26 protein-coding genes are annotated in these 20,486 nt (G+C 73.2%); 13 read left to right on the top strand and 13 right to left on the bottom strand.

Features of this window, described 5'->3' with window-relative positions; all coding sequences use genetic code 11:
• Nucleotides 1-58: 58 nt before the first annotated feature.
• Nucleotides 59-1,303, top strand: coding sequence for a hypothetical protein (locus tag BM028_RS09755; protein ID WP_092386242.1), 1,245 nt, complete (start codon nucleotides 59-61; stop codon nucleotides 1,301-1,303).
• 58 nt (nucleotides 1,304-1,361) lie between these two features.
• Here BM028_RS09755 and BM028_RS09750 read toward each other — a convergent pair whose 3' ends face one another.
• The 3 genes from BM028_RS09750 to BM028_RS09740 all read right to left on the bottom strand — a co-directional run bounded on the left by BM028_RS09750 (nucleotide 1,362) and on the right by BM028_RS09740 (nucleotide 4,047).
• Nucleotides 1,362-1,853, bottom strand: a complete 492-nt coding sequence (locus BM028_RS09750) for a pyridoxamine 5'-phosphate oxidase family protein (protein ID WP_070418296.1) — start codon at nucleotides 1,851-1,853, stop codon at nucleotides 1,362-1,364.
• 326 nt (nucleotides 1,854-2,179) lie between these two features.
• Nucleotides 2,180-2,803 carry a hypothetical protein gene (locus tag BM028_RS09745; RefSeq protein WP_070418295.1) on the bottom strand — a complete coding sequence of 208 codons (624 nt, stop codon included), beginning with the start codon at nucleotides 2,801-2,803 and terminating at the stop codon, nucleotides 2,180-2,182.
• A 134-nt stretch (nucleotides 2,804-2,937) separates the two neighbouring features.
• Nucleotides 2,938-4,047 (bottom strand): LLM class flavin-dependent oxidoreductase, encoded by a 1,110-nt coding sequence (locus BM028_RS09740; RefSeq protein WP_083295248.1) that lies wholly within the window; start codon nucleotides 4,045-4,047, stop codon nucleotides 2,938-2,940.
• A 110-nt stretch (nucleotides 4,048-4,157) separates the two neighbouring features.
• On the opposite strand from BM028_RS09740, the gene BM028_RS09735 reads away from it, so the two are divergent.
• Nucleotides 4,158-5,066: an SDR family oxidoreductase gene (locus BM028_RS09735; RefSeq protein WP_092386238.1), complete on the top strand. Its 909-nt coding sequence runs from the start codon at nucleotides 4,158-4,160 to the stop codon at nucleotides 5,064-5,066.
• A gap of 48 nt (nucleotides 5,067-5,114) precedes the next feature.
• Here the strand turns inward: BM028_RS09735 and BM028_RS09730 are convergent, their stop codons facing one another.
• Entirely contained in the window at nucleotides 5,115-5,828 is a 714-nt protein-coding gene (locus BM028_RS09730) for an SGNH/GDSL hydrolase family protein (protein ID WP_175496044.1), read from the bottom strand.
• A gap of 111 nt (nucleotides 5,829-5,939) precedes the next feature.
• Nucleotides 5,940-6,728: an NRDE family protein gene (locus BM028_RS09725; protein ID WP_092386234.1), complete on the bottom strand. Its 789-nt coding sequence runs from the start codon at nucleotides 6,726-6,728 to the stop codon at nucleotides 5,940-5,942.
• 65 nt (nucleotides 6,729-6,793) lie between these two features.
• Between BM028_RS09725 and BM028_RS09720 the strand changes: the two genes are divergently transcribed.
• From BM028_RS09720 to BM028_RS09685, 8 genes are all read left to right on the top strand, one after another.
• Nucleotides 6,794-8,140, top strand: coding sequence for a bifunctional phosphopantothenoylcysteine decarboxylase/phosphopantothenate synthase (locus BM028_RS09720; protein ID WP_092386635.1), 1,347 nt, complete (start codon nucleotides 6,794-6,796; stop codon nucleotides 8,138-8,140).
• Nucleotides 8,141-8,184: 44 nt separating this feature from the next.
• Nucleotides 8,185-8,583, top strand: coding sequence for a DoxX family protein (locus BM028_RS09715; RefSeq protein WP_071294565.1), 399 nt, complete (start codon nucleotides 8,185-8,187; stop codon nucleotides 8,581-8,583).
• Complete coding sequence (locus BM028_RS09710; RefSeq protein WP_175496043.1) at nucleotides 8,580-9,425, top strand: DUF2071 domain-containing protein; 846 nt, start codon at nucleotides 8,580-8,582, stop codon at nucleotides 9,423-9,425. Before BM028_RS09715 ends, BM028_RS09710 begins: the two co-directional genes overlap by 4 nt.
• Entirely contained in the window at nucleotides 9,422-9,886 is a 465-nt protein-coding gene (locus BM028_RS09705) for a DUF1810 domain-containing protein (protein WP_092386230.1), read from the top strand. Before BM028_RS09710 ends, BM028_RS09705 begins: the two co-directional genes overlap by 4 nt.
• A 108-nt stretch (nucleotides 9,887-9,994) precedes the next feature.
• Nucleotides 9,995-10,645: a GntR family transcriptional regulator gene (locus BM028_RS09700; protein WP_071294568.1), complete on the top strand. Its 651-nt coding sequence runs from the start codon at nucleotides 9,995-9,997 to the stop codon at nucleotides 10,643-10,645.
• Between the two features lie 175 nt (nucleotides 10,646-10,820).
• Nucleotides 10,821-11,282: a MarR family winged helix-turn-helix transcriptional regulator gene (locus BM028_RS09695; protein WP_070418288.1), complete on the top strand. Its 462-nt coding sequence runs from the start codon at nucleotides 10,821-10,823 to the stop codon at nucleotides 11,280-11,282.
• Nucleotides 11,283-11,566: 284 nt separating this feature from the next.
• Nucleotides 11,567-12,430, top strand: a complete 864-nt coding sequence (locus BM028_RS09690) for an aggregation-promoting factor C-terminal-like domain-containing protein (protein ID WP_092386228.1) — start codon at nucleotides 11,567-11,569, stop codon at nucleotides 12,428-12,430.
• Between the two features lie 74 nt (nucleotides 12,431-12,504).
• The gene (locus BM028_RS09685; RefSeq protein WP_254789507.1) at nucleotides 12,505-13,653 is read left to right on the top strand and encodes a low temperature requirement protein A; all 1,149 of its coding nucleotides are present in this window, start codon (nucleotides 12,505-12,507) and stop codon (nucleotides 13,651-13,653) included.
• Between the two features lie 101 nt (nucleotides 13,654-13,754).
• On the opposite strand, the gene BM028_RS09680 is transcribed toward BM028_RS09685, so the two are convergent.
• The 4 genes from BM028_RS09680 to BM028_RS18510 are packed head-to-tail and all read right to left on the bottom strand — an operon-like array spanning nucleotide 13,755 to nucleotide 15,461.
• Nucleotides 13,755-14,063: a hypothetical protein gene (locus BM028_RS09680; protein ID WP_070418287.1), complete on the bottom strand. Its 309-nt coding sequence runs from the start codon at nucleotides 14,061-14,063 to the stop codon at nucleotides 13,755-13,757.
• Entirely contained in the window at nucleotides 14,060-14,692 is a 633-nt protein-coding gene (locus BM028_RS09675; RefSeq protein ID WP_071302884.1) for an Asp23/Gls24 family envelope stress response protein, read from the bottom strand. Before BM028_RS09675 ends, BM028_RS09680 begins: the two co-directional genes overlap by 4 nt.
• Nucleotides 14,689-15,243, bottom strand: coding sequence for an RNA polymerase sigma factor (locus BM028_RS09670; protein ID WP_070418286.1), 555 nt, complete (start codon nucleotides 15,241-15,243; stop codon nucleotides 14,689-14,691). Before BM028_RS09670 ends, BM028_RS09675 begins: the two co-directional genes overlap by 4 nt.
• A gap of 56 nt (nucleotides 15,244-15,299) precedes the next feature.
• On the bottom strand, nucleotides 15,300-15,461 hold the full coding sequence (locus tag BM028_RS18510; RefSeq protein ID WP_175496042.1) for a hypothetical protein: 162 nt from the start codon (nucleotides 15,459-15,461) through the stop codon (nucleotides 15,300-15,302).
• Nucleotides 15,462-15,557: 96 nt separating this feature from the next.
• Between BM028_RS18510 and BM028_RS09660 the strand changes: the two genes are divergently transcribed.
• Complete coding sequence (locus tag BM028_RS09660) at nucleotides 15,558-16,223, top strand: MOSC domain-containing protein (RefSeq protein ID WP_083403161.1); 666 nt, start codon at nucleotides 15,558-15,560, stop codon at nucleotides 16,221-16,223.
• A 25-nt stretch (nucleotides 16,224-16,248) separates the two neighbouring features.
• On the opposite strand, the gene BM028_RS09655 is transcribed toward BM028_RS09660, so the two are convergent.
• A complete protein-coding gene (locus tag BM028_RS09655) occupies nucleotides 16,249-16,632 on the bottom strand; it encodes an MmcQ/YjbR family DNA-binding protein (RefSeq protein WP_070419456.1) in 384 nt (127 codons plus the stop codon).
• Between the two features lie 83 nt (nucleotides 16,633-16,715).
• Between BM028_RS09655 and BM028_RS09650 the strand changes: the two genes are divergently transcribed.
• Nucleotides 16,716-17,015, top strand: a complete 300-nt coding sequence (locus tag BM028_RS09650; RefSeq protein ID WP_092386224.1) for an excalibur calcium-binding domain-containing protein — start codon at nucleotides 16,716-16,718, stop codon at nucleotides 17,013-17,015.
• A 10-nt stretch (nucleotides 17,016-17,025) separates the two neighbouring features.
• Here the strand turns inward: BM028_RS09650 and epsC are convergent, their stop codons facing one another.
• Both epsC and cysK read right to left on the bottom strand, forming a co-directional pair.
• On the bottom strand, nucleotides 17,026-17,610 hold the full coding sequence (gene epsC, locus BM028_RS09645) for a serine O-acetyltransferase EpsC (RefSeq protein WP_229086908.1): 585 nt from the start codon (nucleotides 17,608-17,610) through the stop codon (nucleotides 17,026-17,028).
• Entirely contained in the window at nucleotides 17,607-18,545 is a 939-nt protein-coding gene (gene cysK / locus BM028_RS09640; protein WP_071294571.1) for a cysteine synthase A, read from the bottom strand. The genes epsC and cysK overlap by 4 nt, the downstream gene beginning before the upstream one ends.
• A gap of 195 nt (nucleotides 18,546-18,740) precedes the next feature.
• Between cysK and BM028_RS09635 the strand changes: the two genes are divergently transcribed.
• On the top strand, nucleotides 18,741-19,412 hold the full coding sequence (locus BM028_RS09635) for a DUF899 family protein (protein ID WP_092386631.1): 672 nt from the start codon (nucleotides 18,741-18,743) through the stop codon (nucleotides 19,410-19,412).
• Nucleotides 19,413-19,424: 12 nt separating this feature from the next.
• On the opposite strand, the gene BM028_RS09630 is transcribed toward BM028_RS09635, so the two are convergent.
• Nucleotides 19,425-20,462: a dipeptidase gene (locus BM028_RS09630; RefSeq protein ID WP_092386222.1), complete on the bottom strand. Its 1,038-nt coding sequence runs from the start codon at nucleotides 20,460-20,462 to the stop codon at nucleotides 19,425-19,427.
• Nucleotides 20,463-20,486: the final 24 nt, after the last annotated feature.

Genomic DNA, 20,486 nt, shown 5'->3' with positions numbered 1-20,486 from the left:
TCGCCGTCTACGCTCGTACCGTGCCCTCTGCCATGCCCGAACACCGCGGAGCGCCGCGGTGAACCGCCTGGACGGGACCCTGACGGAGTCGATCGCGAGCGGACGCCGCCGTGTCCTCGACCTCGCGACCGCCCTGCCGGCGTGGGCCGCCGTGCTCCTGGTGTGGACCGGCGGGCGCATCGTGTCGACGTTCTGGTTGGCGCTCGCGTTCCCGCTCATCGGGCGCGCCCTGCCGGAGAACGCGATCTGGGGCAACGACCACGGCTTCCTCAACTTCCTGACGGCGTGGGACGGGCAGTACTACGAGCAGATCTCGGTGCACGGGTACCCGACGACCCTGCCGCTCGACTCCGCGGGCCACGTCGCGCAGAACGCGTGGGCGTTCCTCCCGGCGTTCCCCTTCACGATCCGGATGCTGACCGCGTCGACCGGTGTGCCGTTCGACGTCGGCGCACCGGCGATCGCACTCCTCGCCGGACTCCTCGCCACCTACCTGCTGCACCGGCTCGTCCGCGACCGTGCGGGGTCGGCGGCGGCCATGTGGGCGGTGTTCTTCTTCACGTGCGGTCCGCTGTCGTTCCTGCTGCAGGTCGGGTACGCCGAGAGCATGTTCCTCGCCCTCGTGTTCGGGGCGCTCCTCGCGCTCGACCGTCGGCGGTACGGGCTCCTCACGGTGCTCGGGGTCGTCGCCGCGTTCACCCGGCCCGGAGCCCTGGCGATCCCGCTGGTCCTCGGGGTCGTCGCGCTGGTGCGGTGGATCCGGGCGCGTCGGACCGAGGGGGTCCGGTCCCTCGACGCGTTCCCCGTGGCGGAGCGCGTGCGGGTCGTGGCCGCCGGCGTCGTGATGGTGGTCGCCGGGTTCGCGTGGCCGCTGATCGCCGCGCACGCGACCGGGTCGCCGAACGCCTACCTCGAGACCGAGATGTCCTGGTGGGTGAACTTCATCGGGCGGGTGGACTTCATGCCGCTCACGCCGTGGTTCCTCATCGCCGGCCGGTGGTTGGGCGTGGGCGGGATCCTCATCGTGGTGTTCCTGCTCGTGTCGTACCCGGTCTGGCTGCTGCGTCGGTCGACCCGGCGCCTCGGGTTCACGACCGTGGTCTTCTCGGCCTCGTACGCGCTCTACGTCTTCGCGGTGTCGTTGCCGATGGCCTCGACGCCCCGGCTCCTGATGCCGCTCGCGCCGCTGTTCGGGTCGCCGGAGCTCGTGGCGAAGCCGTGGATGCGGTGGACCCTGGTGGTCTGCGCGGTGCTCGGGCAGCCGGTGCTCGTCGCCGTGCTGTGGCTGCTCGGCCCGCCGTGACCGGACGGACGACGCCCGGCACCCGCGGTGTGCGGGGACCGGGCGTCCGTCTTCAGCGCTAGAGCTCGATCGTGCCGTGGTCGCCGGTGTCCGGCTGACTCTGCTTGCCGATGGCGGCCTTGAGGGTCTGCACGAGGCTGCCGACCGGGCCGGTGTCCTGCGTCCAGTACTCGACCGAGTCGCCCTCGACGGTGAGGAGTCGGATCGAGGGGTCCTCGCGGCCGTCCGGGAACCAGGCCTCGGCGAACGGGGACCACAGCTCGTCGATGACGGAGTCGTCCTGGCTGACCGTCGCGGTGCCGGCGATCGACAGGTACCCGCCCTGCGACTCGATCGCGACGTTGACGTGCGGGTTCCGGGCGATGTCCTCGACCTTCTCGCTCCCGTCCTGCACGAGGAAGCGGAGTGTGCCGTGGAACGCCTTGTCCTGCACGGCGAGGGGCCGTGCGTGGAGCTGGCCGTCCTCGCTCACGGTCGTCAGGAGTGCCGTGTGGGCTCCGTGGACGATGTCCGAGATGGCTGCGCGCTGGTCTGCCTCTGTGTCGGTCATGGTGCTCCTCTCGCGTCGTGCGCCCCGTTGTGCTCGACGTGCGGCCGGCCCTCGGGGCGCTGTCCGTTCCGGCCAGTCTGCCCCTCGACGCTGAGCGCGTCCGGCGGACGGGGCTGCGGGGCCGTGCGGGCGCGGTCGCGGGCGGGGCTGCGGGGCCGTGCGGGCGCGGGCGGGAGTGTGCGACAACACCGATGTCGTACGACCTCGACGATGTCGCCGCCGCGCGCGTGCAACTGTTGCGCCCGCAAGGAGCGACATCGCGGACGTCGTACGACGGCGACGATGTCGTTCCGGGTCGCCCCGACCGCCCGGACGCCCGCCGCGCCTCAGACCGGCTCGCGGATGGTCGTCTCGACGTCGACGACCTGCGGGATCCGCGGCATCGAGGCGAACCCGAACGCCACCGGCGGGTCGAGCGGCGCCAACGACCCGAGCGACTCCCCCGCCCAGGTCCCCCGCACGCCCGTGACGTCGTGCGCCCCCGTCACGCCGTAGTACTCGCGACGCCCGTTGCCCGCCGACCCCGCGGTCCCCGACCCGGGTGCGACGAGCCGTGCGACCGGGTCGATCGCGGCGAGCCACCGGGGGTCGCGGGCGATCTGCTTGGGGACGATGCGGAGCACCCTCCCGAGCGGGGAGATCGTGCCGACGTCGATGGAGGCCTCGAGGGCGCCCGCCGACAGCTCGAGTCCCCTGGCGGTCCGGCGAGCCGAGACGTCGACGACCGAGACCGTGTCGAACCGGTAGGTCCCGGAGACGTACGCGGCCACGATCTCGTCGGGCGCGAGGAGCACCGAGGAGCCGTCCGGCAGCTCGAGGAAGACGTCCGTGAAGGCACCGAACGGCGAGCGCTCCCACATGCCGACCACGATGCGGATGCCCGAGGTCGTGCCGACGCCCATGATCCGACCACGGAACCGACGTTCGAGTGCAGCGGGGCGTGACGACATGCCCTGGACCGTACCCGGCGACCCCGTGAGCGGCGCGGACGGGGCGAGCCGCGCCTCCAGGCCCGCCGGACGGACCCGAACGGACCCGGACGAACCCGACCGACCCGGCCGACCCGCCGCGGTCGACCCAGCGCCTACGCGACCGGCACCGGCGCCGCGAGCAGCTCGCGCACCCGCGGCGCGACCTGCGTGCCGTAGAGCTCGATCGACCGCATCATGTCCTCGTGCGGCAGACGCCCCGTCGCGTACCGCATGTCGAACCGCGAGACGCCGAGGATCCGCATGTTCCGCGCGATCTTCCGGGCGACCGTCTCCGGCGACCCGACGTAGAGCGACCCGCCCGCGGACAGCCCGGCACGGTAGCCGGCGACGTCCAGGGGCGGCCAGCCGCGCTCCCGACCGAGCTGGTCGGTGACGGCCTTGTGGTACGGCCAGTAGCGCTCGGCCGCCTCTTCGTCGGTGGCGGCGACGAACCCGGGCGAGTGCATCGCGATCGGCTGCTGCGGCAGGTCGAGCTGCGTGAGCGCCTGGCGGTACAGGCGCGAGAACGGCGCGAACTGCGCGGGCTGTCCGCCGATGATCGCGAGGAAGAGCGGCAGACCGTACGACGCCGCACGGATGACGGACTGCGGGGACCCGCCGACGCCGATCCAGGTCGGGATGGGGCCGTGCTCGAGCTTCGGGTAGACGTCCTGGTCGACGAGCGAGGCGCGCTTCGTGCCGGACCAGGTGACCGCGTCGCCACCGCGGAGGGCCGCCCAGAGCTGGAGCTTCTCCTCGAAGAGGACCTCGTAATCGGAGAGCTCGTACCCGAAGAGCGGGAAGGACTCGGTGAAGGACCCGCGGCCGAGGATGACCTCGGCACGACCGTCGGAGATCGCGTCGACGGTGGCGAAGCGCTCGTACACGCGCACGGGGTCGTCGGACGAGAGCACGGTGACGGCGGACCCGATCCGGATCGAGGAGGTCCGGGCGGCGATCGCGGCGAGGACGACCTCGGGGGCGCTCACGATGAAGTCGGCACGGTGGTGCTCGCCGACGCCGATGAAGTCGAGGCCGACCTGGTCGGCGAGGACAGCCTGGTCGACGACGTCGCGGATGCTCTGAGCGTCCGACTTGACGCTGCCGTCGGGCAGCTCGGTGACGTCGCCGAAGGTGTCGAGGCCGAGCTGGACGGGGCCGATCCGCTCGGGTGCGGGCGGTGGCACGTCCGAGGGGCGGTCGGTGCCGAATGCGTTGCTCATGGTGTCCTGTCCTCCCGAGCGCACGTCCATGCATCTGCATGTTCATGCGTTCGCATCAATCTAGCACCCTCGCACCGGATCCGCACCCCCGGCGGAGTACGGTCACGCCCATGCCGCAGATCCCCGACCAGACCGGCCGCCGCATCGTCGTCACCGGCGCGAACAGCGGAACCGGCAAGGAGACCGCCACCCGCCTGGCCGCAGCCGGCGCGTCCGTCGTCCTCGCCGTCCGCACGACCGCGAAGGGCGACCGGGCCGCAGCCGACATCCGTGCGGCGCACCCCGGTGCCGACGTCGAGGTGCGGGAGCTCGACCTCGCCGACCTCGCGAGTGTCCGACGGTTCGCCGCGGGCATCGCCGCGGACGACCGGACGCTCGACGTCCTCGTGAACAACGCCGGGGTGATGGCGCCCCCGAAGCGGTTCGAGACGGTCGACGGCTTCGAGCTGCAGTTCGGCACGAACTTCCTCGGCCCGTTCGCCCTGACGAACCTGCTGCTCCCGACGCTGCTGCGCTCGCCGGACGCCCGGGTCGCCACGATGTCGAGCCTCGCGGCGATCCCCGGCCGGATCCGCTTCGACGACCTGCAGTGGGAGCGCGGCTACAACGGCTGGCGGGCGTACGCGCAGTCGAAGCTCGCCGACCTGCTGCTGGCGCTGCACCTGCACCGGCTGTCGGTCGAGCTCGACTGGCCGCTCGTGAGCACCGCCGCGCACCCCGGCTACACCCGGACGAACCTGCAGTCGGCGGGGCGGTCGCTCGGTCGGTCGAAGCCGGTCCGGTCCTCGAACCGCGCACTGCCCTTCACGCAGGACGTCGAGCAGGGCTCCGAGCCGCTGCTGTACGCCGCGGTCGGGCCGAACGCGGTCGGCGGCGCGTACTACGGACCGTCGGGGCCGTTCGGGCTCGTCGGGCCGACCACGACCGTGTCGATCCCCGGGTCGGCACGGAAGGCCGACCTGGCGCGTTCCCTCTGGGCGGTCGCCGAGGACCTCACCGGGACCACCCCGCCCGTCTGACTCGGTCGGACGGTCCAGGAGGCGCGGCTCGTCCCCGCCCGTCCGCCGTCAGAACCGCACGTGGTCGCGTTCGAACGCGGCCGTCACCGCCGCCGCGATGGCCCGCTGTCCGCGCACGGTCGGGTGCACGTCGTCGGACTGCATCCACGTCGGGTGCCCCCGCAGCGGCTCGCCGATGTCGACGTAGGTGCCGCCCTCGCGAGCGAGGGCGTGCCGGAGCGCCCCCGAGATGGACGCGAGCTGCGCCGGCGGGGCGTCCTGGTTCCAGATGGCGCTGAGGCCGATGAGCCGCGCGTGCGGCAGCCGACGGTGCACCTCGTCGACGACCTGGTCGGTGGCGCTCCGGACCTCGGCGGTGTCGAGTCCGAGGTCGTTCGAGCTCGCCTGCACGAGGACGACCTCGGGACGGAGGTCGACCGCACGCCCGACGATGGTCGCGTAGTCGCTCGCGCAGTCGTCGTCGTCACCGAGGGCGGCCACGCCTGCGCCGTCGCACGACAGGTTCGTGAGCGACCAGCCCTGGGCGTCCGCGACGACGGCCGGCCACGCCTCGGCGGTGGTGAGGCCGTGCCCGCCGCTGATCGAGTCGCCGACGACCACCACGCCGACACCCGCGGCGTCGTCCCAGGGGCGGGTCGTCGCCGTCGTCGGGTGGGACGTCGCGTCGGCAGCGGCCGGCGGGCTCGAGGCGCACGCCCCGAGGGAGACGGCCACGACGACCGCCGTGAGGACGGCGAGCACGCTCCGGGTTGCGGTGGTCACGAACGGTGAAGGTACGCGCTCCGGCCATGACCGGCCGCGGGTGCGCGCTGCGGGTGCGCTCAGGCGCGGTGCAGCGCGGTGCAGCGCGGTTCGGCTCGGCGAGGACCGCGCTCAGGCGCGGTGCAGCTCGACCGAACCGTCCAACCGGCCGGGCTCGGTCAGCCGCGCGTGCTGCAGGACGGTGCGTCCGGGGGCGACCGCCGCGGCGACGATCGACAGCGTCGCGAAGTGCCCGTCCGGCTCGTGCGCGTCCCGGAGGATCGCGTCCGGATCGTCCGCCGGCAGCGACGCCGATCCGGCGAGCAGTCCGAACCAGCCGCCCCACCCGTCGCCGGCGTCGGCACCGGCGTCGGCCGCCCGCAGTTCGTCGAAGGGGCCGAGCACCGGCGGCCCGACCGGAGCGTCCACGGCACGGAAGGCGTCGAGCCACCGCCCGATGCGCGGCGCCGCGGGGTCGTCCGGTTCGCCGTGCGTGACCATGTGCACGCCGCGGCCGAGCGCGGTCGTCCGGACCTCGGTGCCGTCCCAGGTCGTGACCTCGGCGCCGTCGGCCGTCGCCCGCACGAGGTTGAACGCGCGCGTCGTGGGCAGGGTGCCGTCGTGGCCGGGGAGCGCCCCGGTGACCGCGTCGAGCGGGACGACCCCGCGGGTGGTCCACGTGCCGTCGTCGCTCGGCACCGGTTCGCCCCGGTTGAGCACGACCGCGAGCCCGGCGCCGTCGGACGCCGCGAGCCACGCCCCGCCCGCCGAACGGTCGCGGACGCCGCGGATCGACGGGTCGCGCTCGGGCCACCAGGCTGCCGGCGGGTCCCACGGACGCTCCGGCGACTCGTCGCGCATGGCGAGCATCGTGACGGGCCACTCGGACCCGGGGTCGACGCGGACGACGACGGTGCACATGGGATCGATCCTCGCACGACGTGCCGGGTAGCGTGACCGGTGTGAACGCAGCAGCAGAGCGCCGTCTGACCGTCGTCGTCGGGATCACCGGGGGCATCGCCGCGTACAAGGCCGTCGGCGTGGTCCGCGACCTCGTCAAGCGGGGACACGACGTGCACGTCGTCCCGACCGAGGGCGCGCTCCGCTTCGTCGGGCTGCCGACCCTCGAGGCGCTCAGCCGCAACCCGGTCACCACGAGCGTGTTCGAGGACGTCGCCGAGGTGCGCCACGTCTCGCTCGGGCGCCGGGCGGACCTCGTGGTCGTCGCCCCCGCCACCGCGGACGCGCTCGCCCGGATGACCGCGGGGCTCGCCGGGGACCTGCTCGGCACGACACTGCTCGCGACCGAGGCGCCCGTCGTCGTCGCTCCCGCGATGCACCCGCAGATGTGGGAGCACCCGGCGACCCGGGCGAACGTCCAGACCCTGCGGGAGCGCGGCGTCCGGTTCGTCGGCCCCGTGGTCGGGGCCCTGACGGGCGACGACGCGGGGATCGGCCGGATGGCGGAGCCCGAGGACATCGTCGCCGGGGCACTCGCGGTGCTGGACGACCCGGCACCGGCCGGCCGGACCGGCGCGGACCACCCGACGGACGCGGGTCGCGGCGACGGGGACGACCCGCGCCTCCCGACCGACACCGCCCTCCCGCCGACCGCAGCCGCCGCCGAGAAGGCGGGGACCACCGGCGCCCGCGGCGAGCTCGGCGACCTCGCCGGCGTCCGCGTCGTCGTGAGCGCCGGCGGCACGCGCGAGCCCTTCGACCCGGTCCGGTTCGTCGGCAACCGTTCGAGCGGTCGTCAGGGCGTCGCGATCGCCGCCGACGCGGCCCGACGCGGCGCGGCCGTGACGCTCGTGAGCGCGAACGTGGACGCGTCGCTGACCGCCGGACTCGACGCGACCGTCGTGCCGGTGGGGTCCGCCCTGGAGCTCGCCGACGCCGTCCACGCCGCAGCGGCCGACGCCGACGTCGTCGTGATGACCGCGGCCGTGGCCGACTACCGGCCCGCCGAGGTGCGAGCCGACAAGCTCAAGAAGGAGGCGCAGGGCGACACCATGACGCTGGAGCTGGTGCGGAACCCCGACGTCCTCGCCGACCTCGTCGCGTCCCGCCGGACCGGCCAGATCATCGTCGGCTTCGCCGCGGAGACCGAACCCGACCGTGCCGCACGCATCGAGCTCGGACGCGCCAAGATCGCCCGCAAGCCGGCGGACATGCTCGTCGTGAACCACGTCGGCTGGTCCGCGGGGTTCGAACGCGAGGAGAACGCCGTCGAGGTGCTCGTCCCCGGCGGCGAGGTGGTCCGCGAGGCCTCCGGCAGCAAGGCCGACGTCGCGACGGTCATCCTCGACCTCGTCGCGACCGCGCTGACCTGAGGACTCTCCGTGCGTCCCGAGCGCGCCGCGGGCACCATGGACGCATGCGACGACGCGAGCGCGCACGACGCGCCACCCGGACCGCCACCCTCCTCGCCGTCGTGCTGGGCGGGGCCGGCGTCACCCACTTCCTGCGGCCGAGGGGCTACGACCGGATCGTCCCGGACGCCCTCCCGCCGCGCCTGACCACCCTGGCGTCCGGCGCCGCCGAGCTCGGCATCGCGACCGGCCTGGCGATCCCGGCCACCCGCCGGGCCGCGGGCTGGGCCGCCGCCGCACTGTTCCTCGCCGTCTTCCCCGCGAACGTGAAGATGGCGAACGACCTGCTCGACAGCCCGCGGTCGACGCGGGCGATGCGGCTCGTGTCGGTGCTCCGCCTGCCGCTGCAGGCACCCCTCGTCGCCTGGGCCGTGCGCGTCGGCCGGCACGCGCCACGACGGTGACCGAGCCCGCACGGGACCGAGCCGCGGTCCCGCTGCTGCACCGACCGGTGACGGTGCACGCCTGGGAGGACGTCGTCTTCGCGCACTGGCGTCACGACCCCGAGTCGCTCGCGCGTCTGGTGCCGCGCGGCACCCGCCCCGACGTCGTCGACGGCAGTGCGTGGGCCGGCCTCACGGCGTACGTCTTCCGCGAGACCCGGGTGCCGCCGTTCCCGCCGTCCGGACGCCTCGGCTCGATGACCGAGGTGACGATCGAGGTGCTCACCGTCGACGACCGCGGTCGCCGCGGGGTCGCCTACCGCACGGTCGACACCGCGAACGTGCCCGCGATCGTGGCGGCGCACGCCCTGCTCGGGGTGCCGTACACGTTCGCGCACGCGCGGGCGCGACGTCGTGGGGACACGCTGTCCTACCGGTCGGTGCGGCATCCGGCACGCTCCCTCCACCCGGTCCGCTGGCTCCGCGGACGCCGGGGCGGACCAGGGTCCGGTGCGGCGTGGCCCGGCGGTCCGGTCTGGCCGGGCAGTACGGGTGGGCCAGGAGGCGCGGTGCGACCCCGCCACGACGCCACCGTCCGGGTCGTGTCCGGTGACGTCGTCGACGACCGACTGGCGACGGACCTCACCACCCGACAGGGCATCCACGCCCGGCACCTCGCGCAGACGCTGTTCTGGCAGCGCCAGCACCCGCCGCTGACGATCCGGTCGGCACGGCTCGAGCGGCTCGGCGGCGACCTGCCCGACGCCGTCGGGATGCCCGGGCTCCTCGACCGCGAACCCGACTCGCTGCTCGTCGTGGACGGCACGACCGTCCGCTACGCCTGGGGGGACGTGGTCCGGTGAGCGACGATCCGCACGACACCGACCAGCACGGCACGGACCGGTTCGACCTCGACCGGTTCGTCCGCGCGCAGCAGGGTGTGCACGACACCGCGCTCGCCGAGCTGCGGCGCGGCCGGAAGTCGTCGCACTGGATGTGGTTCGTGTTCCCCCAGCTCGCCGGGCTCGGCCGCTCGCCCACCGCGCAGCGGTACGCACTCGACGGCCTCGACGAGACCCGGGCGTACCTCGACCACCCCGTCCTCGGCCCGCGGCTGCTCGAGGCGACCCGTGCGGCGGAGTCCGCCCCGGCCCGGACCGCCGACGACCTGCTCGGGGGCATCGACGCGCTGAAGCTCCGGTCGTCCATGACCCTGTTCGCCGCGGCCGCCGCCGACCCGGAGCCGTTCCGGGCCGTCCTCGACCGCTGGTACGACGGCACCGAGGACCCGGTGACCCTCCGGCTGCTCCACCCCCACGACTGACACGCTCCGAGCCGACAGGGACACCGTTCACATATCAGGTACGGTGAACCGTGCGCCCGCACCGACCGGTGGGACGCCCGCCGACGCCACGATCCCGGAGGAACCCGCATGCCGGTCCCCAGCAGTGCACCGACCGAGCACCAGCTGCTCCGCGACACCGTCCGGCTCAAGATCCACGCCGCGATCATGGACGGCACGCTCGAGCCCGGCGAGCGACTCAACGACGACGAACTCATCGCCTGGCTCGGCGTCTCCCGCACCCCGATCCGCGAAGCGCTGAGCCAGCTCGCACGCGCCGGCCTGATCGAGATGGCGCCGAACCGCTACACCCGCGTCACCACGCCGGACCCGACCGAGGTGGTCGAGGCGCTGCAGACCCTGGGCGTCCTGTTCGGCGGGGTCGTGCGGCTGGCGGTCCCGCGCCTCGGCGCGAGCGCGAAGAAGAAGATCCTCGCCCAGCTCGACGCCACGATCGCGGACTACGAGTCGCACGACGTCGCCGCGGTGAACCGTGACGCCCTCGCCGTGTTCGCCCGCTACGTCGAGGAGTGCGGCAACGAGAACCTCCAGCGCGTCTGCCGGGACACCATGGACGGCCTCGCATTCCGACTGCGGCTGCCGAACCTCGACGAGCTCGTCGACTGGGACCAGATGACGGCCGACTTCCGCCGTCTGCGTGAGGCCACCGCGTCCGGGGACAACATCGAGGCGGAGCTCGCGACCGAGGCGATCCACCTGCTCCCCGGCGAGAAACGCTGACCCCGCCTGAACTCCCGTACAGGAACACGCCCGTCTCGCCCTCGCGAGGCGGGCGTGCTCCGTCCGCCACGGCGGTCGGCGACAGCGCGGCGACCCGCGCGACGCTCCCAGTCACACCGTCCGACGAGCCGGTAGCATCGCCCCGACCACCCCGTCGAGCGACCCGGAGCACCGTATGAGCCACCGCCAGCCGGACCGTACCGAGATCGCCGCGCGCCTCGCCGCGGCGGTCGGCCGGATCAACCGGCGGGCCCGCACGGACTCGGCCTCACTCGGGTACGGCATCGTCTCGGCGCTGGCGACGATCCAGCGCGAGGGACCCCTGCGCCCGGGCGACCTGTCGCGGATCGAGGTCGTCACGAAGCCGACGATGACCCGCATCCTGACCGAGCTCGAGCAGCGCGGGTTCATCGAGCGCGAGGCGGACCCCCGGGACGGTCGGGCGTTCATGGTGACGGCCACCCCCGAGGGCATCGCAGCGGTCGAGCGAGCCCGTTCCACCCGCACCGGCATCGTCGCCGAGCTCATCGCCGAACTGCCCGACACCGACGTCGACGCCATCGCCGCCGCGCTCGACGCCCTCGAACGCGTCGCGCAGGGTGAGCGCACCCAGGAAGCTCACACCTCCCGGGCCTGACCAGCCCGTTACCGAACCGTTACCAACGGGTGGACGGACGGTTCTGCCAGACAAACTGGACGGTGCACCCAGCAACACCGGTCATCGTGGCGGCTTCGCCCAGCGGCGGCCACCCCACGGTCGCCCGTCGGCGGACGGACGGGCCCCACACCACCGTCCGGTCCTCCCCCGGCTCGCGAACTCCTGACGACGGACGTCTCGTTCATCCGCACCCCTGCGCGCTCCCCCACCCCGCGTGCAGCGTCACGAGTCACGCACCACGAGCCGGCCGACCACCGGAATCGATGACAGGACGCAACACCGACCTCCCCACCACCACCGCCTCGACCCGACGTGAGGCCCTGAACTCCCCCAACCGGCGCCTCCGCCGCGCGCTCCGCCGCCCCACCACGCTCATCGTGGGCGGGGCCGCCGTCCTCGCGGTCGCCGGAGGCATCGCCACCGTCGGCACGCAACCCGCGATCGGCGAGGCCCTCGGCATGCCGACCGCCAGCGCGACCGCGGCACCGGCACTCGCCGGGACCGCGCTCGACCGGGCCCAGGCCGCGGCGACCATCGCCACGGCCGAGACGATCGCCGACTCGGCGAACGAGAAGACCGACACCGGCGTCCTCGAGCGCCGCATCGACGCGCTCGACGACTACCGGACGCTCTCCGGCGCGGCACTGACCTCGCGGATCTCCTCGACGGTCGACGCCACGACGGCGGTCGCGGACGCCAGCGCCGCGCAGGACAAGCAGGACGCCGACGCGAAGGCCGCCGCTGCCGCCGCAGCGAAGCGCGCCGCGGCCGAACGGGCAGCAGCCGCCGAGGCCGCGCGCAAGCAGGCCGCCGCGAACACGGTCGAGGGCGCCAAGGCGACCGCGAGCTCGCTCGCCTCGTCGAAGTACGGCTGGGGTTCCGACCAGTTCCAGTGCCTCGACAACCTGTGGACCAAGGAGTCCGGTTGGAACTACCAGGCCGTCAACGCGAACGGCGGCGCGACCGGCATCCCGCAGGCCCTCCCCGGGTCGAAGATGGCCACGATCGCCGCTGACTGGCGGACGAACGCGACCACCCAGATCACCTGGGGCCTGCAGTACATCAGCGACGCGTACGGCACCCCGTGCGCCGCGTGGTCGCACTCGCAGGCGTCGAACTTCTACTGAGCCGACGCCAGGCACGCACGACGAACGACCCCGGGTCCTGCACCCGGGGTCGTTCGTCGTGTAGGCATACGCAGGTGACCACCATCGGACTCCGCCGCATGGCACCCCGCGACCCCACCGAGGCACACCGCGCGGCCAGCCCCCTCGAGCTCCTCTTCGACCTCGTCTTCGTGGTCGCCGTCGGGTTCGCCGCGACGAACCTGCACGAGATCGAGGTCGACGGGCACGTCTCGTCGGCCGTCCTCGCGTACGCCTTCGTCTTCTTCGCGATCTGGTGGGCGTGGCTCAACTTCACCTGGTTCGCCACCTCGTTCGACACCGACGACTGGCTCTACCGCGTGATGACCTTCGTGCAGATGGCGGGGGTGCTCGTGCTCGCCGCCGGGGTGCACGCCGCGATGGTCGAGGGGTCGACCACGGTCGTCGTGCTCGGCTACGTCATCATGCGGCTCGCCCTCGTCGGGCAGTGGCTCCGGGTCGCCGCGTCGTCGTCGGAGTACCGGCGGACCGCACTCCGGTACGCCGGCGGCATCGTCGTCGTGCAGGTGCTCTGGGTGCTCGCGCTCCTGCTGCCGGACCGCGTCTCGTGGGGTGTCATCCCGGTGCTCATCCTGCTCGAGGTCCTCGTCCCGCCGTTCGCGGAGGCCGGCACGCAGACCACCCCGTGGCACACCCGGCACATCGCGGAGCGCTACTCCCTCTTCACGCTGATCGTCCTCGGCGAGGGGCTCGTGGCCTCGGCGAACGCGGTCATCGACGGCATCGCGCACGCCGACCACCTCGGGTCGCTCCTCGTGCTGGCGGCGTGCGGGCTCGTGATCGTCGCCGGACTGTGGTGGATCTACTTCTCCCGCGAGCAGCACGACCACATCCGGTCCCTGCCGACCGCGCTCCTGTTCGGCTACGGTCACTACCTCGTCTTCGCCGCCGCCGGGGCACTCCCGGCGGGGATCGAGGTCGCGGTGAGCGCCGACGCGGGCGAGGCCGACCTGTCGCACGCGACCGTCGCGGCCACGATCGCCGTGCCGGTCGCGTTGTTCGTGCTGTCGATCTGGGCGCTGGCGCTCCGGCCGTCCCTCAGCCTCGGCTGGAACGTCGTCGTCGTGGCGCTCGCGCTCGCGGTGCTCGCGAGCATCGCCGTGCCGTCGGTGTCCCTCGTGGCGACGGCACTGCTCGTCGCCGCCGTGGTCGTCGTGCTGGAGGTCGCGGACCGACGACCGTGACCCGCGGGCGGACGTGAGCGGGGCCCGTGACGGTGACCGGCTGACGGACGGGAGGCGCGGCGCGGGCCCGCGCCGTCCCTCCCGAACCGCAGGCGGGTGCGTCAGCCGACGCGCGCGATCCGCACGTCGACCCGGCTGAGCGGCAGGCCGTGCTCGGTCGCTGCGGCGAGCGCCGCGAGGTGTGCCGCGCGTGCCGTCTCGGGTGCCGGGACGGAACCGTCGGTCCCGATCACGATGCGGAGCACGTCGTCGTCGAGCACCACGCGCGCGACCGTGGTGCGGGTCGCGAGGTTCTTGGCGGCACCGACCGCGCTGCCGAGCGTCGGGCGTGCCCGGTAGAGCTCGGCGACCCCGGGGACCGCGACGACCGCTGCCTCGATCGCGGCGAAGGTCTCGTCGTGGCTGCTCATGCTCGTTCCTCCTCGGCGTCGGGGTCCGGCTCGTCGTCGGACGGTGGCAGCAGGTCGCGCACCACGACGTCCACGGACTCGACGAGCAGGTCGGTCTCGGTCGCGAGGACCTCGGCGACGGTCTCGCGGATGTCCGACGCCACGCGCTGGATCGTCGACCCGGCGCGGACGGCGATCTCGACGACGATGCGCACCGGGGCACCGAGCTCGGTGACGTCGCCCTCGAGCGTGCACCGCGCGATGAGGGCGTCGGGCACCGCGTCGCCGGCGGTCCGGACGAGCGAGCGGATGGCGCCCTCGGTCATGACCGGGCGTTCGGTGGGCGCCGCCGGCCGGAGCGGGACGTCACGGCCGGCGCGTGCCTCGAGCGAGATGTTCGCGAGCACGCCGCTGATCCACGACTCGTCGGCGGGTGCTTCCTGTTCGGCGGCGGCCTCGAGCGAGCCGAGCGAGGACTGCCGGAGCCGCACGATGGCGGCGAGGGCGTTCTGGCACGCGGCGGAGTGGTCGATGCTCGGGTCGGCCGGCTGCATGCCGGCGTCGAGGTAGTCGGCCAGCTCGTCGATCGTGTGGCCGTCGAGGTCGTCGGGTTCGAGGGAGTCGAGCCGGACGGGATCGGGTTCGGTCATCGCCATCCCTCCATGAGACGGATCATGTTCTTGCGCGCCCGGGACAGCAGTCCCCGGACGGTCGAGGTCGGGAGGTCCAGTTCCTCCGCGATGGCCTCGTACGAGTACTCGAGCACTTCCTTCATCACCCACGTGCGGCGCTGCGCCTCGGGGAGTTCGGCGAGCGCCGTCTCGACCGCTTCCTCGCGGGAGCGGGCCTCGGCGACGCGTTCGGGTGCGTCGTCCGCCGGTGCCTCGACCTCGAGCTCGGTGACGTCGTCGTGGAACCGCCGGGCCCGGATGCGGTCGATGCACTTCCGGCTGAGGATGCGCATGAGCCACGCCTTGACCCGGGCGCCGTCCTGGAGCGTGTCGAGCTGGTTCCAGGCGGTGATGAACGTCTCCTGCACGACGTCGTCGAGTTCGTCGGTCGAGCCGAGGGTCCGGCGCGCGTAGGCACGGAGCAGGGGGGTGTGGCGCCGGATGAGGACCTCGAACGCCCGGACGTCGCCGTCGGACGATCGACCAGCGAGGACGGCGTCGTCGAGGTCGGTGAGGGGCTGGTGGTGCACGCTTTCCTTCTACTGGTGTGGGGTCGGGGGTTCCTGAGTGCGGTGCCGTCGTGCCGCTAGGCCGCGTGGGCCGGGTGTCCGTGCGTGCGGCGGACCTTCATCGGGCCGACGGGCCGCGCGGACAGCGACCGGACGCGTGCCTGCGCCAGGAGGTGCTCGTGCCCGACGCGGACGAGCGCGGTGGTCGCGAGGTGTGCTGTGGGTACGGTGTCGGTCATGACGGGGTCCTCCATCGGGGTGCTCACCGATGGGACGGAACGGGCAGCCGGATCGTCACACTTCTGCGTTCGCGGGTTCCGCGGCAGGCTGGGGGCATGTCCCTCGTCACCGCCGTCTGCCGCGTCGACCGCCTGCTGCCCGACTCCGGCACCATCGGGGTCACCGCGATCGACAAGCGCCCCGTCGACGGCCCCGTCCGGGTCCGTCCGCTCGGGCTGTACGCCGACGTGCAGGCGGACCGGAAGCACCACGGTGGCGAGGACCAGGCGGTGTACGCCTACGCGGACGAGGACGCGGCGTACTTCGCGGACCTGCTCGACCGGGACGTCCCGCCGGGGCTGTTCGGCGAGAACCTGCGCACGACGGGCGTCGACGTCACCGGCGCCGTGACGGGGGAACGCTGGCGGATCGGCGAGACCCTCGAGCTCGAGGTCACGATCCCGCGGATCCCCTGCGGCACCTTCGCCCGCCGGATGCGGGTGGACAAGTGGGTCAAGCGGTTCACGGAGGAGGGCCGCCCCGGCGCCTACCTCCGCGTGGTGCGGTCCGGGCCCGTGTCCGCCGGCGACCCGGTCGTCGTCACCCACCGACCGGACCACGGCGTCACGATCGGCCAGCTCTTCACGGGCCTGACGCCCGAGCAGGCACAGGCCGTGCTGTCGTCGGGGCGCGGGACGGGTCCCGGTGGCCCGGGGACGGGTGGGCTCGCGCCGAAGGTCGTCCGGGACGTGTCGAAGGTCCTGGCGCGCGCGACCGCCTGAGTGCGGGCGGTCCGCCGCGCCCTGGTCAGTCCGGCTGCGTCCGGCGCACCGGGTCGATCGGGCGCTTCGCCTGCGGCAGCTTCGCGACGACGAGGTCGTACGCGTTGCCGACGAGGTCCTCGACCAGGGTCTCGTCGATGCCGTCCCCGGGTGACAGCGTGATCCAGTGCTGCTTGTTCATGTGCCAGCCCGGGGTGATCTCGGCGTGGTCGCGCACCAGGGCGGCACCGTGGGGCGGCGCGCACTTGAGGTTCACGATCGGCACGCCACGGAGCTCGGACGTCATCACGAACATCTTGCCGACGACCTTGTAGACGAACGCGCCTTCGCCGAAGGGCTGGGTCTCCGCCACCGCGGGCAGGGCCATCGCGGTGCGGATCGCGACCTCGTGCAGCGTCTCGCCGTCCATGTGCTCCAGCATGCACCGGACCGCCGACGGTGCACCTCGTTCTGGGGTGCGTGCGGACCCCGGTTCCGAACTATCCTCAGGCCGTGCACATCACCCGAACCCTCAGCATCGCCGCCGCCACCGCCGTGATCGCTGCGACCGCCGTCGTCGGCGGCGCCTCGACCGCGCAGGCCGCCCCCACCGTCTACAAGAACTGCACCGCCGTGCAGAAGGTGTACTCGGGCGGGATCGCGAAGAAGTCCGTCACGAAGAACCGCGTCACCTCGAAGGGCAAGGTCACGTACCGGGCGCTCAAGGGCACGGTGAAGAAGGACGACGCGCTGTACGCGGCGAACAAGAAGATGGACGCCGACGGCGACGGGATCGCCTGCGAGAAGAGCTGACCCCGGTCCGTCAGAGGGGCGGGACGCCCTCGTGTCCCGAGCGCGGGCGGGCCGTCCCGGCGACACCCGTCACGACCGACCCCGGTGGGACGTCCTTCGTCACCACCGTGTTCGCGCCGACGACGGAGTCCGCGCCGACCGTGATCGCGCCGATGAGCGACGACCCGGCACCGAGCACGACGCGGTCCCCCACCGCCGGGTGCCGACGGGCTCCGGGCCCATGGTCGCCCCCGCGGCCGCCGAGGGTCACCCCGTGGAAGAGCACGACGTCGTCTCCGACCACCGCGGTCTCCCCGATGACGACCCCCATGCCGTGGTCGATGAAGAACCGGCGGCCGATGCGGGCACCGGGGTGGATCTCGATGCCGGTGACCGACCGCGCGACCTGCGCGAGGACCCGGGCCGCGAACCGCGACCCCGGCAGGCCCTCGGCGATCCAGAGCCGGTGCGTCAGTCGGTGGGTCCAGACGGCGTGCAGCCCCGAGTAGACGATCGCGTTCTCGAGGTCGCCACGGGACGCGGGGTCACCGCGGCGTGCTGCGGCCAGGTCCTCCCGGACGGTCCGCAGCACGCCTCGTCGGGCGGGACGACTCACGCAGTGAGTCCCTCGAAGAGGACCGTCGACAGGTAGCGCTCACCGGTGTCGCACACGATCGCGACGACCCGCTTGCCCGCGTTCTCCGGGCGTGCGGCGATCTCGATCGCTGCGTGGATGATCGCGCCGGACGAGATGCCCGCGAGGATGCCCTCCTGCGTGCCGAGGTCGCGGGCGACCCGGAGCGCGTCGTCCAGCTCGACGTCGAACACCTCGTCGATGACCGACTGGTCGAGGACCTCGGGGATGAAGTTCGCGCCGATGCCCTGGATCTTGTGCGGACCCGCCTTGCCCTCGGTCAGCAGCGGCGAGTCCTTCGGCTCCACCGCGACGATCTGCACACCGGGCACGCGCTCCTTGAGGACCTGGCCGACACCGGTGATCGTGCCGCCCGTGCCGACGCCCGCGACGAACACGTCGACGTGCTCCTCGGTGTCGCGGAGGATCTCCTCCGCCGTCGTCTTCCGGTGGATGGCCGCGTTCGCCGGCGTCTCGAACTGGTGGGCCAGGATCGCTCCGGGCGTCTCGGCGACGATCTGCTCCGCCTTCGACACCGCGCCCTTCATGCCCTCCGGCCCCGGGGTGAGGACGATCTCGGCACCGTACGCGCGGATGAGGGCGCGACGCTCGACACTCATCGTCTCGGGCATCGTGATGACGACCCGGTACCCGCGAGCCGCGCCGACCAGTGCGAGCGCGATGCCCGTGTTGCCGGAGGACCCCTCGACGATCGTCCCGCCGGCCTGCAGCTCGCCGGACTCCTCGGCTGCGTCGATGATCGCGACGCCGAGCCGGTCCTTCACGCTCGCACCCGGGTTGTAGAACTCGAGCTTCGCCAAGACCTCGGCACCGCCCTCCTTCGGGAGGCGGTTCAGCCGGACCAGCGGCGTGTTCCCGAACGCCTGCGAGATGTTGTCGTGGATCGTGCCGCTCATCGGTACCGTCCTCTTCGGGTCAGGTCGCGTGCCTCCGCCCTGGAGGCACGGCGTGCGCTGCGATCCTAGCGATCCGACCCCGGATGGTGCTGCCTGTGTGACGCGTGCTGCGCACCGGGCGCGCGCCGCGCCTCCCGTCCGTCACGCCGCGACCGCGACGCGCGTACCGTGCGCCGCAACGACGAGGAGGTCGCCATGTCCAAGGAGCAGCAACCCGACGCCACGCCACCCGTCGTCGACCGCGCAGCGTTCGACACGGCGCTCGCCGCGCAGGTGCGCGACGAGAAGGAACTCACCCGCCACGGCGACCGCATCTCGGCCGCGCGCCGACGGCTCCCGATGGTCCGCGTCGACGACTACGAGTTCACCGGTCCCGACGGTCCCGTGCGACTGACGGAGCTGTTCGCCGGGAAGTACCTGCTCCTCGTGCAGAACGTCATGTACGGACGGGACTGGGACGCCGGCTGCCCGAGCTGCACGTGGGCCGTCGACAACCTGCCCGCCGACATGGGCCGCCTCGACGACGAGGGGATCGCGTTCGCGATGGTCTCCGAGGGGCCGATCGAGCGGCTCGAGGCCTGGCGGCAGCAGCACGGGTGGCCGCACACGTGGGTGTCGTCCGGCGCGACGAGCTACCACGACGACTGGGGCTGGACCGTGCACAGCGACGACTGGGACGGCCCGGTGCCCGGCTACTCGTACTACCTGCTGCGCGACGGTGTGCCGTACCTGACCTACGCGACCGGTGCGCGCGGGACGGAGGCGATCCTGCCGGTGCCGCACATCATGGACCGCACGGCGTACGGGCGGCAGCAGGACTGGGAGGACAGTCCCGAGGGCTGGCCGCAGTACCCCACCTACGGTTGACCGGGCCACCGGTCAGCGCACGTGCGCCGTCCGCGCGAACCGCTCGTCCGTCGCCGCGAGCACCCGCAGCACGTTGCCGCCGGCCAGGGCACGCAGGTCCTCCGGACCCCAGCCACGACGCTGCAGTTCCGCCGCCAGCACCGGGTACCGCGACACGTCCCGCAGGTCCGGCGGCAGCACGGGCGTCCCGTCGTAGTCGCCGCCGAGCCCGATGTGCGCCGCGCCGGCGACCTCGCGCGCGTGCTCGACGTGGTCCGCCACGTCCGACACCGTGACGAGCGGGGGCTCCCCCACCGAACCGGCGTCCTCCCAGTCGGCCCACGCCCGGGACACGAACTTCGGCACGAAGGTGATCATCACCACACCGCCGTTGTCGCGCAGGCGGGCGAGTACCTCGTCCGGGACGTTCCGCGGGTGGTCGTTCACCGCGATCGTCGACGAGTGGCTGAACACCACGGGCCGGGTGGCGACGTCGAGGGTGTCGCGCATGGTCTCCGGCGACGTGTGCGACAGGTCGACGAGCATCCCGATCCGCTCCATCTCGGCCACGACCTCGCGCCCGCGGTCGGTCAGGCCGCCGTGCGGGTGGGAGCCGGTGGCCGAGTCGGCCCAGGGTGTGTCGTCGTTGTGCGTGAGGGTCATGTACCGGACCCCGAGCCGGGCGAGGTCGCGGAGCACCGCCAGGTCGTCGCCGATCGAGTGGCCGCCCTCGGCGCCGAGGAGCGACGCGGTGCGCCCGGCGTCGACGGCCGCGACGACCTCGGCCGCGGTCCGGGCGAGGGTGAGCGACTCCGGGTACCGCTCGATGATCCGGTGTGCGAGGTCGACCTGCTGCAGCGTCGCGCGGACGGGATCGGGGACGTCGGTGGGGACGAACACCGACCAGAACTGCCCGACGACCCCGCCGGCACGGAGCTTCGGCAGGTCGGTGTGCAGGGACCCCTGCTCGGAGTCGATGCCCTCGATCCCGGAGTCGTGGGTCTCGCGCCGCTCCCAGGGCAGGTCGTTGTGTCCGTCGATGACCGGGAACGGGAGCGCGTCGAACGTCATGGCCACGACGCTACCGCGACGACC

This window comes from Curtobacterium sp. YR515 (assembly GCF_900113095.1).
GTDB lineage: Bacteria > Actinomycetota > Actinomycetes > Actinomycetales > Microbacteriaceae > Curtobacterium.
This window is presented reverse-complemented; position numbering and strand designations above follow the sequence as displayed.

What these genes read in the sequence shown, in the direction of transcription:
- BM028_RS09735 (WP_092386238.1), top strand. Translation starts at nt 4,158, where the DNA reads ATGCCGCAGATCCCCGACCAGACCGGCCGCCGCATCGTCGTCACCGGC.
- BM028_RS09680 (WP_070418287.1), bottom strand. Translation starts at nt 14,063, where the DNA reads ATGAGCAGCCACGACGAGACCTTCGCCGCGATCGAGGCAGCGGTCGTC.
- BM028_RS09745 (WP_070418295.1), bottom strand. Translation starts at nt 2,803, where the DNA reads ATGTCGTCACGCCCCGCTGCACTCGAACGTCGGTTCCGTGGTCGGATC.
- BM028_RS09740 (WP_083295248.1), bottom strand. Translation starts at nt 4,047, where the DNA reads ATGAGCAACGCATTCGGCACCGACCGCCCCTCGGACGTGCCACCGCCC.
- BM028_RS09750 (WP_070418296.1), bottom strand. Translation starts at nt 1,853, where the DNA reads ATGACCGACACAGAGGCAGACCAGCGCGCAGCCATCTCGGACATCGTC.
- BM028_RS09700 (WP_071294568.1), top strand. Translation starts at nt 9,995, where the DNA reads ATGCCGGTCCCCAGCAGTGCACCGACCGAGCACCAGCTGCTCCGCGAC.
- BM028_RS09655 (WP_070419456.1), bottom strand. Translation starts at nt 16,632, where the DNA reads ATGGACGGCGAGACGCTGCACGAGGTCGCGATCCGCACCGCGATGGCC.
- cysK (WP_071294571.1), bottom strand. Translation starts at nt 18,545, where the DNA reads ATGAGCGGCACGATCCACGACAACATCTCGCAGGCGTTCGGGAACACG.
- BM028_RS09690 (WP_092386228.1), top strand. Translation starts at nt 11,567, where the DNA reads ATGACAGGACGCAACACCGACCTCCCCACCACCACCGCCTCGACCCGA.
- BM028_RS09635 (WP_092386631.1), top strand. Translation starts at nt 18,741, where the DNA reads ATGTCCAAGGAGCAGCAACCCGACGCCACGCCACCCGTCGTCGACCGC.
- BM028_RS18510 (WP_175496042.1), bottom strand. Translation starts at nt 15,461, where the DNA reads ATGACCGACACCGTACCCACAGCACACCTCGCGACCACCGCGCTCGTC.
- BM028_RS09695 (WP_070418288.1), top strand. Translation starts at nt 10,821, where the DNA reads ATGAGCCACCGCCAGCCGGACCGTACCGAGATCGCCGCGCGCCTCGCC.
- BM028_RS09660 (WP_083403161.1), top strand. Translation starts at nt 15,558, where the DNA reads ATGTCCCTCGTCACCGCCGTCTGCCGCGTCGACCGCCTGCTGCCCGAC.
- BM028_RS09675 (WP_071302884.1), bottom strand. Translation starts at nt 14,692, where the DNA reads ATGACCGAACCCGATCCCGTCCGGCTCGACTCCCTCGAACCCGACGAC.
- BM028_RS09725 (WP_092386234.1), bottom strand. Translation starts at nt 6,728, where the DNA reads ATGTGCACCGTCGTCGTCCGCGTCGACCCCGGGTCCGAGTGGCCCGTC.
- BM028_RS09630 (WP_092386222.1), bottom strand. Translation starts at nt 20,462, where the DNA reads ATGACGTTCGACGCGCTCCCGTTCCCGGTCATCGACGGACACAACGAC.
- BM028_RS09715 (WP_071294565.1), top strand. Translation starts at nt 8,185, where the DNA reads ATGCGACGACGCGAGCGCGCACGACGCGCCACCCGGACCGCCACCCTC.